Raw genomic sequence first — 14,765 nt, 5'->3', positions numbered from 1 at the left:
TTATCGTCCAAAGTTTTATTTTCACTCGTCGAATCTTCGATATACTTTTCCTTACAAATACTGAAAGCATATAAACGACATGGCAAACATTCATTCTCATCATGGTACAGCGTTTACTCCCTTATCTCCAGCAGAGCGTTATGCACAAGCATTATCTTCAGGCCAATTTATGCCTGATGACGCACAGGCACAGGCTGTACATGAGCTAGAACGAGTTTGGCAGGATCTCATCAGTCGTTACAAAGCCTCTAAAAAAGCATTTCGTCGTTTTCGTCGTCAAACTGCGCCACGTGGTGTGTACATGTGGGGTGGCGTAGGGCGTGGTAAAACATGGTTAATGGATCAATTTTATGAATCTGTTCCATTTCGTCGCAAAACTCGAATGCATTTTCATCATTTTATGCAGCATGTGCATCGTGAGCTAAATCGCTTATCTGGTCAACGTAACCCGTTGGATTTAGTTGCTGATCAAATTTATAAAGATGCTGTCGTCATTTGTTTTGATGAATTTTTTGTATCCAACGTTACGGATGCCATGATTTTAAGTGATTTATTCCAGAAGTTGTTTGCACGTGGCATTACCTTAATAGCAACTTCGAATATTGCACCCGATGGTTTATATAAAAACGGGATTCACCGCGATCGTTTTTTGCCTGCGATTGAACAAGTGAAAAAGAATTGTGTGGTACTCAATGTCGATGCAGGAGTGGATTATCGTTTACGTGTGCTCAAGCAAGCGCAACTGTTTAAATATCCCCTGACTCATGATGCAAAAATCTGGATGGCGCAACGCTTTAAAGCATTAACCCAGACACAAAGTTATTCTGACGAACCTATTACGATTAACAACCGTGTTGTAGACACATTAGGACATACCGAAGACGTACTTTGGTGTGAATTTTCAGAATTGTGTTTTAAACCGCGTAGTCCTGCGGATTTTATTGAAATTGCAAATCTTTATAACACCGTTTTGGTGAGTAATGTACCGCACCTCACTGACAGCCTGTCTGAAGGTGTACGTCGTTTTATTTATCTGGTCGATGAATTTTATGACCGAGGCGTCAAATTGCTTCTGACTTCTCAGGATTCCATCATTGATTTGTATCAGGGTGAAAAGTTAGCCTTTGAAATTGAACGGACACGTTCACGTTTGCTTGAAATGCAGTCAGATGAATATCTACATTCTGAACATCGGCAAATTCATCAAACCGCAGAAAATAACTAATCCCAAAGGCGTTCAGATTGAACGCCTTTTCTTTGTATTAACGTATTGATAAAAGAATGTACAAATTTCTTTGAGCCTATGCTTTCAATGCCATATTTTTTTGTTATAACTATGGTTCATTATGAAAAGGAGTCGAATAGACTGACCTGAACTTAAGTCTAATTTCGACATTTTTAAAATTTTATACACTGTAATTGGGTATTCAAATTGCTGAAATGAAACTCCCGCATGCCTACAAGACCAAAACAAGATTGTTTGTTTTAGAAATGCTTGTTATTTAGCAGCGTGATATTACTATTCAGCAAAGTATAAATCGGTATACTTGAAACTCTTGTTATAAAAAGTAGCAACATCAGGAAAGACAATGACGGCACGTATTCAAAAAGGCAAGTTAGCGATTGCTAAAGAACTTTACGACTTTATCGAAAATGAAGCTTTACCCGTTTCAGGTTTAGACAGTGACACTTACTGGAAGAACTTTGAACAAGTCGTTGTTGATCTTAGTCCTAAAAACACGGCGCTTTTAGCAAAGCGTGATGAGTTACAGGCTAAAATTGACGAGTGGCACCGTAATAACAAATTTGAATTAGAAGCTTACAAAGCTTTCCTTACAGAAATTGGCTACTTATTACCAGAAGTAGAAGATTTCCAGATTACAACGGAAAATGTAGACGAAGAAATTGCATTGCTTGCTGGTGCACAATTGGTTGTACCTGTGCGTAATGCACGTTATAGCCTAAATGCTGCCAATGCACGTTGGGGTTCTTTGTATGACGCGCTATATGGTTTTGATGTCATTCCAGAAACGGATGGTGCAGAGAAAGGTAAAGGTTATAATCCAGTTCGTGGTGAAAAAGTTATTGCTTTTGCTAAAAACTTCCTCGATCAAACATTCCCATTAGCGCAAGGCTCACATGCTGATGCAACTCAATATGCCATTGAGAATAAAGCCTTAGTTGTGACTTTAAAAGATGGTTCACAAACCAAGCTTAAACAAGAGTCTGCTTTTGTTGGATTTAATGGCGAAGAATCAGCACCAAATGAAGTGGTGTTACTCAATAATGGCTTGCATGTCATTATCGAAATTGACGCAACCAGCCCGATTGGTCAAACAGATGCAGCTGGCGTAAAAGATTTAGTGCTTGAAGCTGCGGTGACTACGATTCAGGACTTGGAAGATTCTGTCGCTGCTGTTGATGCAGAAGAAAAAGTCGAAGGTTATCGTAACTGGTTAGGTTTGATGAAGGGTGATCTTCAAGAATCAATCGCTAAAAACGGTAAAACTGTTACACGTAAATTAAGCGAAGACCGTGTCGTCAAAAACCTGATTGGTAGTACGACAACTTTACATGGTCGTTCACTTATGCTTCTTCGTAATGTCGGTCATTTAATGACGAATCCTGCCATTTTAGTGGATGGGAAAGAAATTTACGAAGGCATTATGGATGCTTTGGTGACACCTTTACTCACAATTCCAGATATTCGTGGTGAAAATACATTGAAGAACTCACGTAAAGGTTCTATGTATATTGTGAAGCCAAAAATGCATGGTCCTGAAGAAGTTGCCTTTACAGTTGAACTATTTGAACGCGTAGAACAAGCACTTGGTTTACCTGCGAAAACTCTCAAAGTCGGTATTATGGACGAAGAACGCCGCACTTCTGTCAATTTGAAAAATTGTATTGCAGAAGCGAAAGATCGTACCATCTTTATTAATACTGGCTTTATGGACCGTACTGGTGATGAAATCCATACCTTTATGGAAGCCGGTGCATTTGTTCGTAAAGGCGAAATCAAAGGCCAAAAATGGTTCCCTGCTTATGAAAACCGTAATGTTATGATTGGCTTACAAACAGGTTTACGTGGCAAAGCACAAATCGGTAAAGGCATGTGGCCAAAACCAGATATGTTGCTGGATATGTACAAAACCAAAATTGAACATCCAGAAGCGGGTGCAAGCTGTGCATGGGTTCCATCACCGTCTGGCGCAGTGATTCATGCGATTCATTATCATCAGTGTAATGTATCTGAACGTCAAAAAGAGTTATTAAACACACAAGCTTTACTACTTGATGATTTGCTTACTCCACCTTTGGCTGAAAGCACAGACTGGACTACTGAAGAAATTACCAAAGAGCTTGAAAATAACTGTCAAGGTATTTTGGGCTATGTCGTTCGCTGGGTTGATTTGGGTGTAGGTTGTTCTAAAGTTCCAGACATCAATGATGTAGGTTTGATGGAAGACCGTGCAACATTACGTATTTCTTCACAACATGTAGCAAACTGGTTACGGCATGATATTGTGACTAAAGAACAAGTGGAAGAAGTACTTGAGCGTATGGCGAAAGTGGTCGATGGTCAAAATGCCAATGATCCAGAATACACGCCGATGGCACCTAAGTTTGTCAATGATATTGCTTTTAAAGCAGCTTCTGACTTGATTTTTAAAGGTGCTGAACAACCTTCTGGTTATACAGAGCCATTGCTACATGCTGCACGTTTAAAATTAAAAGGTTATACAGGTGATTAATCTGATCACTTGATGATAAAAAAGTCCCTGTGGGGACTTTTTTATTGAAAAATAAAAAATCAGCATTATGTAGATATAAGGTCAGAAAGAAATTTTCAATCAATGTGTGCCAATTTTAAGCCTTTAACTGTAGAGCAATGCCAAGCACTTAATTTGCCGCCTATACTATTTGAATATGTGGATGAAGTTTATCCTGCATATAAGTTACCTTTATTATTTAACTCAGAACAAGGGTTGCAGTGGCGTGAAGTAATGTTTGGTTTAGTGCCGAAATGGGCGACTGATTTATCGACTGCCAAGAAAACCTATAATGCACGTAATGAAACTCTTTTACAGCGTTCCAGTTTCTATGAAGCTGCAATTAAATGTAACTTTGGCATTATTCCGGTCACAGAGTTTTATGAAGCCAAATATATTGATGGTAAACCACAACGCTGGTGTGTACGCCGCAAAGATGGTCAGGCATTCTTTATTGCTGCAATTTATGAAATTTGCCAAATTGATGATGAAATCATTCGTTCCGCAGCAATGATTACCATGGACGCGATCGATCACCCGATGATGAGAGAATTTCACGAACCTGGTGATGTGAAGAGATCTGTGATTGTGATTCCACATGAACGTTTACAGGAGTGGTTAAACCTGAAAACACCGGATATCCATAGTTTTGTAGAAGGTTTTCCTGTAGAAGAGTTTGAATGCGAGTATAAACCTCGACAAATGAATTCGAAAATTTCACCGCAACTTAATTTTTTTGATTAATGCGATAAGTTTCTATATAAAACTTTCAAACTATCAATGGTTTTTTCTAATTGAAGGGGAGTTAAGCCTTCAAAAGATTGTTCTAGTACGACACTGGTAATATCATTAATTTTTAAAATCATATCTTTGCCTTTTTCTGTGAGTTCTACTCGGGTAATTCGGGCATCTTCTGAACATGAAAACGTATTGACTAAGCCTTCATCTTTTAAACGATAAACAATTTTAGTGGTCGTCGACATTTTAGAAATGATCATCTCTGATAAGTCTGAAATACTCGCTTTAGGTTTAGCACCTAACGCCAACAAAATACGGCGACGCGAATTGTCAAGACCATACTTTTTAAGGACATTATCTATGTTGAGCACATATCGTGCATGAACTTGAGTGATCCAGTAATAGGGAAATTCATTCAAATCAACCCCATTCGTGTTTGGTAAAAACTTCAGATATTTTTTGCTCATTTTAGAATTCCCAAGTTGGTTGGTTAATGAGTAATTATTGTTGCTATGTGGTGTTTTTCTTAAGTAGTTTGTGTTAGCGATTTAATAATAATATTGTGTGACTGAGTTTGCAATATTTTTTATAATTGCATAGTATTTTGCTTCAAGTTTCGAAGTAATCATTCAGAATATATAATTTATAACAATCGATAAGTTTATGTAAAGCCGCTATATTTCTAAAAAATAAATGTAATTCACTTTTTGTTTGATTTTTGTGCGATATGTTTTAAATTTAAGCGATGAAATACTTTGACCGAAAAAATTGAATTTCTCTTAAATTACAATTTAGGTAGAAAATTACTTTATTTGCATAAAAATACAAAAAAACAATGATAAGTCCCCAAAGTTAGGCATAATTAAAACCATGTTAATTGAAAAGGTACTCCTTAATGGATCCATCGCCGTCTAGGTCTGTTCTTATTTACTGCTCAAAAGTGTCTGAGGTGATCTAAAAATGGAATTTTTATTAGATCCCAGTATTTGGGTAGGCTTAATCACACTGATTGTGTTAGAAATTGTTTTAGGGATTGATAATCTCGTTTTTATTGCCATTTTGGCTGATAAGCTTCCTCCTGAACAACGTGATAAAGCACGTGTCATTGGTTTATCCTTGGCACTGATTATGCGTTTGGCTCTTCTTTCCGTTATTTCATGGCTAGTGACCTTAAGCAAACCCCTTGTCGAAGTGGCTGGAATGACCTTCTCTGGACGAGATTTAATTTTGTTATTCGGTGGTTTATTTTTGGTTTACAAAGCCGTCACTGAACTACATGAAAAAATGGAAGGCAAACCCGAAATTAGAACGTCCTCGTCTGTTGCCTATGCGAGTTTCTGGGCAGTTGTTGCACAAATTATTGTTTTAGATGCAGTATTCTCACTGGATTCTGTAATTACCGCAATTGGTATGGTGGATAATATTTATGTCATGATGACAGCGGTCACTGTTGCTGTCATTGTCATGCTAATTGCATCTAAACCATTGACTGCCTTTGTAAACCGTCATCCAACTGTGGTTATCTTGTGTTTAAGTTTCCTGTTGTTAATTGGTGTTAGTCTGATTGCCGAAGGTATGGGTTTCCATATTCCAAAAGGATATATTTACTCAGGTATTGGTGTTGCGATCTTAATTGAAGCATTTAACCAATTTTCGCAGCGAAATGTGGAAAAAAATCAATCCAAGATTCCATTGCGCCACCGTACAGCCAATGCCATTTTTAAAATGATGGGCGAAAAAGATACGATTGCTACCACAACAGAACGTGTGGATTCACAAAATCTTTTTGTAAATGACGAACGTTATATGATTGGTGGTGTACTGACGCTGGCAGAACGTAATGTTTCATCTATCATGACACCAAGATCACAAATTTCATGGGTTAATATTGAAGATGATCCTGAAAGTATTCGTCAGCAAATCTTGTCCGTTCCGCATAGCCTGTTTCCTGTGTGTCGTGGCAGTCTGGATAAAGTCATCACTGTTGCGCGTGCCAAAGATTTGATTGATGCACTGGAACATCCTGAGGATGTAAAACTCGTACTTAAACGTCAGCGTCCGATTTTTATCTTTGAACGAATGAAAGTGATTGATGCGATTAATACTTTGCGTTCATCTAAAGGCTCTCTGGTTTTGGTCACTGATGAGTTTGGGATGGTACAGGGGTTAATCTCACCGCTGGATGTATTTGAAGCAATTGCAGGTGAATTCCCAGATGCGGATGAACAGCCTGAACTGGTTAAAATTGATGAGCGTACTTGGCAGGCGACAGGTCTTTTGGATTTGTATCAGCTTGAACTTGAACTCGGAATGATTGAATTACTGCCTGAAGATGGTGAATATATCAGCGTATCAGGTTTAATTATGGACAAGTCTCATGCCGTGGTGAGTGTGGGTACGGTCATTGACTATGAAGGCATTCGTTTTGAAGTTTTGGAAATGGATGAAAACAGAATCAAGACTGTGAAAATTACTTATCCTGTCGATGAATAATGGCTTAAAATCTTTAATGTTCAACAAACCTCATCAGTTCTAAACTGGTGAGGTTTATTTTATTGAAGCTACAAAATAAAGTTGGTTTTTTAAAAATTGGCATGTACATTGCTTTTATAACAATATGAATTATTGCAGGAGAGATGTTCCTGTGAACACGCCGAAGGAGCAACGACCCCGGAAACTCTCAGGCAAAAGGACTGTAATAATCAAAATCAATCTGGAGAGAAGTATTGTCAAAATACTCACCGAAGGGGATGGTTAAAATAATTAATAGGAATTATTGAAAACCGAAGCTCTCAGGTACATAGACAGATGGGGCAATTTTGAAATGTGGTGGCATTTCAAGGAGCTCATATGTCTCATGTAATTGTAGTCGGTTCTGGAATCACGGGTGTGACTTCTGCTTATGAATTGGCGCTATTAGGTCATCAGGTTACCGTCATTGATCAGCATTTATTTCCAGCCATGGAAACTTCATTTGCCAATGGTGGACAACTTTCTGCTTGTAATGCTGAAGTCTGGAATCAAAAATCGACTGTGTTAAAAGGCATGAAATGGATGTCAAAAAAAGATGCACCATTATTGCTCAATCCTTCTTTTAATGTGCATAAATATAGCTGGTTGTTTGAATTCCTTGCCAGTATTAAACACTATGAAACCAATACCCTTGAAACAGTTCGACTGGCTTTGTTAGCGCGAAAGCGTTTATTTGAAATCGCTGAAAAAGAACAGATTGATTTTAATTTGGAAAAGCGTGGAATTTTACATATTTACCATAATGAATATGATTATAAAGTCGCCAATAGCGTCAATGATATGTTATGTCGTGGTGCTTTAGCACGTCATGCCGTGACTCCAGAAGAAATTAAGCAAATTGAACCGACATTGTCGGGTGAATATTTTGGAGGTTATTATACTCCCGATGATGCGACTGGGGATATCCATAAATTTACTGTTGGTTTAGCCGAAACTACTCAAAAATATGGCGTGAAATATCGTTTTGGGTTGGATGTCAATCATGTGCAACTTTTAGATAAAAAAGTGATTGTGTCTTGTCAGCCAAGTTCTGAAAACATGCTGGATCCTAAAGATCAGCCTGTGACAATAGAAGCAGATGCTATTTTAGTCTGCGGCGGTGTGGGCAGTTACCAATTAGCAGATATGCTCGGCGATCGAGTGAATGTTTATCCTGTAAAAGGGTATTCCATTACGGTACATTTAAAAGATGAAAAGAGTATTCAAAATGCACCTTGGGTCAGTTTGCTGGATGAGAGTGCTAAAATTGTGACCTCACGTTTAGGCGAAGACCGTTTTAGAGTAGCAGGTACAGCCGAATTTAATGGTTACAATCGGGATATCCGTGCCGATCGTATTCAGCCTTTAATTAATTGGGTGAATGCCAATTTCGACATTTCAACTGAGCATGCTGTTCCGTGGGCTGGGTTACGTCCTATGATGCCGAATATGATGCCTGTAATTAAACAAGGCAAACATTCTCGCGTGTTTTATAACACAGGGCATGGTCATTTGGGTTGGACACTTTCAGCAGCCACTGCAGCGATTATTAGTCAGGAAATTTCAGCTAAACTCGCAGCAGCTTAAGTAAACTGAGTTATTTTAACTTAAACAAGATGATGGGAGATGATCCTCATCTTGTTTAATCATACAGGCGATAGACACCACTAAAACGTTCACAGCCTTTTTGTTCAGTTTTAACGACTAAAATACTCTTTTGAAAATTAAAATCATATTGACAGTCATGTTCATTGTCATAGATTTGATTTTTCTTTTCAGGTGCAGTATAGGCTAAAAAAGAAATCGTCTGACGATCAGTTCTGTTATTAGGATTGCGATAGGCAATACCTTCAACCTTAATTTTATCTTTATTCAGTTGATGGACTTGTAAATGAATCGGCTGACTGGAGATTTTTCCATGCTCAAATTTTAAAAAATGTTGAGTCAGGCTCTGATTTAAAGAAGTATAAAAATTAAGGTCATCCTCGCGGATAGAGAACTGTTGATTGATACAATTCTGGCTTTTACATTGCTGTAAACGATTCAACCATGACATTTGTGTATCGTATAGCAATTTAACGGGTGCATCTGAAACGAGATAAGCCACTAAAAACTTATTGTTGAGTTCGTGTCTTTGTTCTTGAAAATGACTTGAACAGATTTTCTTCGAAACAAATGATGAATGTTCTGTTGAACAATTGAGAAGATCTGCCGCATGAGTCGATGAAAAGCAAAAACCGATCGCGAGCGCACAAACTACGTTTTTTAAAGAAAATCTATCTGTACGAACCATCATGATCGCTTATACTTCCTTTTCATTGGCTAAACGTACTATAGCGAAACCAAAAGCCAGAATACAAGTTATGTGATTTGTTTTGTAAAGGAAAATAAATGATTTTACCAATTCGCATCGGTCAGGGTATGGATGTTCATGCTTTTGAAGATGGAGACCATGTGACTTTAGCAGGCGTTAAAATTCCACATACGCACGGTTTAAAAGCCCATTCTGATGGTGATGTGGTACTACATGCTTTAGCAGATGCTCTATTGGGTGCTTTGGCATTGGGAGATATTGGACAACATTTTCCCGATACCGACCCAGAGTTTAAAGGTGCAGACAGTCGTGTATTGTTGAAACATGTTTATCAATTGATTCTTGATCGAGGCTATGTTTTAAATAATGCAGACATTACTGTTGCATGCGAGCGTCCCAAACTTGCCCCACATCACTTGCAAATGCGTCAAAGTATTGCGGATGTCTTAGACTTGGATATTACCCAAATTAGTGTTAAAGCCACGACTACAGAAAAGCTAGGGTTTACTGGCCGCCAAGAGGGCATACTCTCAACGGCGACGGTGCTACTGACGCATCAGCTAAATTGATTTGGGTCAATTAAAGACTGTTGTAAATCTTGAGTTGCCATGCGCCCTTGTAATTGTAGGGCAACACTATGCATCAGACCTGTCCATGTTTCATTGGGTTCCCAGATCTGGTGCAAAATTTCTTGTGCAGATCCTATATCCATTCCCATGAAATATTGACGATATAGTGCCATTAAGCAACTTACGCGATAGTTCTTGGCGCAGTGTACCCAGACGATCTCGTTTGGTACGAGATGATCAACCAAATCCAGAACCAATAAACACTGATCTGCTGCTGGCATGTCCCAAAGAATAGGCAACTGAATATAATTGAGTCCCAGCTCCAGACAAATCCGATCTTCATGTTCTAAACGTGGTGTGGCATCGCAAAGTGCGAGATTAATGACTGTACTGCAACCATATTCCTTAATAAGATGAAGCTGTTCAGCTGTAGGTTGTCCAGACGTGAGTAGATGTTCATGAACATGAGAAAAATTCAAGATTTCTGATAAAGATTGTTCTAAAGTGGTCATAGGAATACTGATATATCATTAGAATATAATGAAGTTATGCCTAGTCGCATAGACTTCGATTTTAACCGCCCAATTATATTGCTTTAAATTCCCTATAAAATCTACTGGATTCTATGAATAAATAGTCAGTTTTAAATGAGCCTAGTTTTTATCATAGAATAAAAAAACCCTTATGTTAAATAAGGGCTTTTGCAACTTCACAATTTAATCTTAACGATTTGGCAAAGTTTGTTTTAATTTCTCATGCATCTCTAGTAATACTTGTTCAGTCGTATCCCAATCGATACAACCATCAGTCACTGATTTGCCATATTCAAGATCACATAAGTTTTCAGGAATATCCTGACGACCACCTTTTAAATGGCTTTCCACCATTACGCCTACAATTGATTTGTTCCCATCGCTAATTTGCTCAACCACATTGCGTAATACTAATGGCTGTAAGTATGGGTCTTTGTTTGAATTGGCATGACTGGCATCAATCATGATTTTGTTGCTGACTTTAGCTTTGGCTAAAGCTGCCTCAGCTTCAGCAACTGAACCTGCATCGTAGTTTGGTTTACCATTACCGCCACGTAAAACGACGTGAGCATATGGGTTACCGCTGGTATGAATCACGGAAACTTGACCGTTTTCATTCAGACCTAAAAAACTATGACCATGTTTGACCGATTGCATCGCGTTGGTTGCAACCGTTAAGCCACCATCTGTCCCATTTTTAAAGCCAACAGGAGAGGAAAGACCCGATGACATTTCACGGTGAGTCTGGCTTTCAGTGGTACGTGCGCCAATCGCAGACCATGAAATCAAATCCTGATAATATTGTGGAGAGTTTGGATCAAGTGCTTCAGTCGCGCATGGTAAACCTTTTTGGTTTAACTCAAGCAATAGTTGACGACCAATACGCAAACCTTTTTCGATATTAAACGAATCGTTCATATCAGGATCATTAATTAATCCTTTCCAACCTACAGTCGTACGTGGTTTCTCAAAATAAACCCGCATGACGATATATAAGGTATCTTTAACTTTTTCACTTAAGGTTTTTAAACGATCCGCATACTCATGTGCCGCTTTGGGGTCATGAATGGAACATGGACCAATGACAACAAAGACACGTTTATCACTGCCATCCAGAATATTACGAATGGTTTCACGACCTTTTAATACAGTTTGATATGCATCTTCGGTAAGTGGTAATTCAGATTTTAATTCTGCTGGCGTTACTAAGGGCTGAATGCTTTTAATATTAACGTCATCGATATCTGGCTGTGAGACTGGATTGGACTGTAGACTATTCATTGCTGTCACTGATTCGATCATTGCTTGAAAATATTTGTTTAATGAATATACCATGAAATCAGCTCAAACTGGCTATATTTACTGCGGATTAATCGCTTAAATCAAACGATTAATCCGTTATATCGCTCATTTTGTAGCTGTATTATCAACAACTTGGGTTTGCTGAGTTTGGGTGATGGCTGGTTTTTCAACTGGTTTAGCTTTAATGGGATTAATCATAAAGTTGACACCTAATGCGAATAAGGTCACACCGAGTACTTTACGGATAATTTTTTCTGGTAAGCGAGAGCTAATTAAAGTCCCCACAATAATGGCAGGAATTGATCCGATTAATAGCCACATCAACAGACTAAAATCCACATTACCCGCACTCATATGGCTTAAACCCGCCACCAGTGTTAAAAGTACTGCATGGACTACATCTGAACCGATAATCCGGATCATCGGGAGGTTAGGGAACATGATAATTAAAGCCATAATTCCAAATGCACCAGCACCTACAGATGACAGAGTCACAAAGATGCCTAATACAATGCCCATAATCACGATATAAATACGTTTGGTTTCTGAAATATTTGCTGCATGCGTGACATTTGCAACTTCTTTTTTGCTCCGCAATCCCATAAAGAACTTTTCGATACTGGTGCGAAAAATAATGGAGATACCTGTGAGGGTTAACATGAACCCCAGCACCATGGTCAGTACCATTTTATAATGAGTAGACTGACTGAGATAATGTTCAAGCACCCAAGAGGTCGCAAAAGACGCTGGAATACTGCCAACCGCTAACCAAATGACGATTGGCCAGACGATATTCAGTTTTTTTGCATGAACCAGCGAACCACAAAATTTGGAAATTGCGGCATAGAGTAAGTCAGTACCAATTGCGATATGCGGTTCAATACGGAACAAACTGATCAAAATGGGCGTCATTAGTGAACCGCCACCTACACCAGTGATCCCAACACAGAAACCAACCAGAACACCTGCCAATATAAACTCAAGAGGACCAAACATGAACAAATCAGCCAAAGATAAAAACCTGCATATCTTATGACTTTTTAAGATAAAGGATTGTGAATAATAATGCTTTGCTTATGCAAAAAAACGCTAAAGAAATTTTTAGCGTTCTCTTAATTTCGTCATTAGACTTAAAACTAAAATTTAAAGAGTTAAGATTTTTGTGATTTTACAAGCTGCGGAATTCTTGAATTCTTAGGTTTTAAGTCATTGATATATAATATAAGTGTAAACACTAAAGGTGTTGCAAATAGCCACCAACTAATAAATCCGATGGAAGAGCCGTAGGCGGCAATAAAACAACTGCCTGCAATCAAGAATAAAATAAATGCGAAGAGACGCATTGCTGTTATGTAATGTGTGAGAAACTTAAATTGAGATTTTTTTGTTTTTTCAATGTGTTTGCTACTCAGCATGTATAAAATATACATGCCTATCCCAATCAATATCATGCCGAAAATAATACTCATGAAGCATTTACCTCCGTATTTTTAAGCGCTAATTTCTTTTCAAGTTTTTCTCGCGATTTAGTTTGTATAGGATGAATATTTCGAAGGATAAATACCGCTAATGCTGCAAACAACACCCAAAAAATATCGACTCTTAAAAATAACCAATAGCTTCTAAAATCTGAAACAAGATTATTTTGAATAAGATAGACACTATTTAACAAAGGTAGAGCAGCCGCTATAACGATAAAAATGCTGAGTTGTGAACGCCATAGCCATTGTTTTTTAGTCAACAGTGCAAATATAAAGCTGATGAGCCAGACGGTGAAAAAAGTATAAATTTCATAGTTAGGCAGATCTGGTTTTAGTTCGATAAAACGATTGCTATATAAATAAGCCAGCATGGCAAGCGGTAAACCCACAAAAGTCGCAACATTTAGGCGATCAACCAAATAATGTCCGAAATGAAATGTTTCTGTTTTATTTTGAATTTGACGTTTTAAACTCCAGAGTAAAAGCCCTGAGGCAATCATCAAACAGCCTAAAATTCCAGAAAAGAAAAAGGCAAGACGTAATAATGGCTGTGCAAAAGTCGCCATATGTAGCCCATAAACCCCAAAACTTAATGTGGCGATAGCACTATCATTTCTTGTGGCAGCCAACTGCTTGCCTGTAGTTGCATCAAATGTAATTTGTGGCTTATTGCCTGTAATAGAATGATCTTCAGTTTGAGTAAGGGTAATTTGAGCTTGATTTGTATTCGGTTTTTCCGCCGTAATCGAGTCAATTTCCTTTTGACCCCATTGAGCTTGTGCCTTTGCAAGCAAAACTTGAAGAGGTAGATTTTTCATCTCTTTGGGCGGTTCTTTATTTTCAAGGACATTGGTGCGAATTTCTTTAAAAAATTGAAAAGAATTCTCTGGATAAAGCTTTTTCATTCCAAACGGTAAATAGAGATAAAAGAAAATGGCTAAACCAGTAAAAGTAATCATTAAAAAAAATGGTAGGGCAATCACGGATGAAACATTGTGAAAATCTAGCCATGAACGCTGCGATTTAAATGTACGCAGCGTAAAGAAATCGGTAATGATTTTCTTATGTGTAATAATCCCTGAAATTAGGGCAATCAACATAATAAATGCGGCTAAACAAACGATGATACGACCAAGAATGATGGGAAAACCAAACAATTGATAATGAAAGGCATAAAAGAAATCACCGCCTTGCGTGGCAGAAAGACTTAGCTCTTTGCCTGTAGTGGCATCCAGAGTTTTGCTTTCATAACCACCATCTGCTTTTTGCCAGTAAATATTGGTAACAGGGGATTGTTCAGATGCAACACCGATATACCAGCTTTTAGCACCCACAGCATGTTCTTCTAAATATCGGTAGGCGGTTTTGATGGCAGTTTCTTGATTGACATCGTATTGAGCAAGCTTAGGTTGCATCCATAAATTGATTTCATGACGATAATAGGACGCTGTACCCATAAGGAAAATAGCAAATAGCAACCACCCTAATAGCAACCCTGTCCATGAGTGTAACCATGCCATCGATTGTCGAATACTCTTATGCAT

At 38.2% G+C, this 14,765-nt stretch carries 13 protein-coding genes and 1 riboswitch; of the genes, 6 read left to right on the top strand and 7 right to left on the bottom strand.

What is annotated here, in order from left to right; genetic code table 11:
• Positions 1–79: 79 nt before the first annotated feature.
• The 3 genes from zapE to E0D95_RS04030 all read left to right on the top strand — a co-directional run bounded on the left by zapE (position 80) and on the right by E0D95_RS04030 (position 4,517).
• A complete protein-coding gene (gene zapE / locus E0D95_RS04040) occupies positions 80–1,225 on the top strand; it encodes a cell division protein ZapE (protein ID WP_130802676.1) in 1,146 nt (381 codons plus the stop codon).
• Positions 1,226–1,589: 364 nt separating this feature from the next.
• Complete coding sequence (locus E0D95_RS04035) at positions 1,590–3,755, top strand: malate synthase G (RefSeq protein WP_130802675.1); 2,166 nt, start codon at positions 1,590–1,592, stop codon at positions 3,753–3,755.
• Positions 3,756–3,857: 102 nt separating this feature from the next.
• Positions 3,858–4,517: an SOS response-associated peptidase family protein gene (locus tag E0D95_RS04030; protein WP_130802674.1), complete on the top strand. Its 660-nt coding sequence runs from the start codon at positions 3,858–3,860 to the stop codon at positions 4,515–4,517.
• On the opposite strand, the gene E0D95_RS04025 is transcribed toward E0D95_RS04030, so the two are convergent.
• On the bottom strand, positions 4,514–4,978 hold the full coding sequence (locus E0D95_RS04025) for a MarR family winged helix-turn-helix transcriptional regulator (RefSeq protein ID WP_130802673.1): 465 nt from the start codon (positions 4,976–4,978) through the stop codon (positions 4,514–4,516). The two genes, E0D95_RS04030 and E0D95_RS04025, sit on opposite strands and share 4 nt — an antisense overlap.
• A gap of 493 nt (positions 4,979–5,471) precedes the next feature.
• On the opposite strand from E0D95_RS04025, the gene E0D95_RS04020 reads away from it, so the two are divergent.
• Together E0D95_RS04020 and E0D95_RS04015 are read left to right on the top strand one after the other, a co-directional pair.
• Positions 5,472–7,004, top strand: coding sequence for a TerC family protein (locus E0D95_RS04020; protein ID WP_130802672.1), 1,533 nt, complete (start codon positions 5,472–5,474; stop codon positions 7,002–7,004).
• 125 nt (positions 7,005–7,129) lie between these two features.
• Positions 7,130–7,217, top strand: a riboswitch (glycine riboswitch).
• Positions 7,218–7,361: 144 nt separating this feature from the next.
• Positions 7,362–8,609, top strand: a complete 1,248-nt coding sequence (locus E0D95_RS04015; protein WP_130802671.1) for a D-amino acid dehydrogenase — start codon at positions 7,362–7,364, stop codon at positions 8,607–8,609.
• A gap of 55 nt (positions 8,610–8,664) precedes the next feature.
• Here E0D95_RS04015 and E0D95_RS04010 read toward each other — a convergent pair whose 3' ends face one another.
• Positions 8,665–9,318, bottom strand: a complete 654-nt coding sequence (locus E0D95_RS04010) for an A1S_1983 family putative colistin resistance protein (RefSeq protein WP_130802670.1) — start codon at positions 9,316–9,318, stop codon at positions 8,665–8,667.
• Between the two features lie 95 nt (positions 9,319–9,413).
• Between E0D95_RS04010 and ispF the strand changes: the two genes are divergently transcribed.
• Positions 9,414–9,905, top strand: a complete 492-nt coding sequence (ispF, locus tag E0D95_RS04005; RefSeq protein ID WP_130802669.1) for a 2-C-methyl-D-erythritol 2,4-cyclodiphosphate synthase — start codon at positions 9,414–9,416, stop codon at positions 9,903–9,905.
• Here the strand turns inward: ispF and E0D95_RS04000 are convergent.
• The 5 genes from E0D95_RS04000 to E0D95_RS03980 all read right to left on the bottom strand — a co-directional run bounded on the left by E0D95_RS04000 (position 9,893) and on the right by E0D95_RS03980 (position 14,765).
• Complete coding sequence (locus E0D95_RS04000) at positions 9,893–10,417, bottom strand: protein tyrosine phosphatase family protein (protein ID WP_130802668.1); 525 nt, start codon at positions 10,415–10,417, stop codon at positions 9,893–9,895. The two genes, ispF and E0D95_RS04000, sit on opposite strands and share 13 nt — an antisense overlap.
• Before the next feature lie 210 nt (positions 10,418–10,627).
• Positions 10,628–11,740, bottom strand: coding sequence for a 3-deoxy-7-phosphoheptulonate synthase (locus tag E0D95_RS03995; RefSeq protein ID WP_130804831.1), 1,113 nt, complete (start codon positions 11,738–11,740; stop codon positions 10,628–10,630).
• A 105-nt stretch (positions 11,741–11,845) separates the two neighbouring features.
• The gene (locus E0D95_RS03990) at positions 11,846–12,736 is read right to left on the bottom strand and encodes a sulfite exporter TauE/SafE family protein (protein ID WP_130802667.1); all 891 of its coding nucleotides are present in this window, start codon (positions 12,734–12,736) and stop codon (positions 11,846–11,848) included.
• Between the two features lie 155 nt (positions 12,737–12,891).
• Positions 12,892–13,209 (bottom strand): DUF1634 domain-containing protein, encoded by a 318-nt coding sequence (locus tag E0D95_RS03985; protein WP_130802666.1) that lies wholly within the window; start codon positions 13,207–13,209, stop codon positions 12,892–12,894.
• Positions 13,206–14,765, bottom strand: a complete 1,560-nt coding sequence (locus E0D95_RS03980; protein ID WP_130802665.1) for a PepSY-associated TM helix domain-containing protein — start codon at positions 14,763–14,765, stop codon at positions 13,206–13,208. Before E0D95_RS03980 ends, E0D95_RS03985 begins: the two co-directional genes overlap by 4 nt.

The sequence above is a fragment of the Acinetobacter ihumii genome, from assembly GCF_900625095.1.
In the GTDB taxonomy this organism is placed as follows: Bacteria; Pseudomonadota; Gammaproteobacteria; order Pseudomonadales; family Moraxellaceae; genus Acinetobacter; species Acinetobacter ihumii.
The sequence above is the reverse complement of the archived record's forward strand: the minus strand, read 5'-3'. Positions and strand labels throughout refer to the sequence as shown.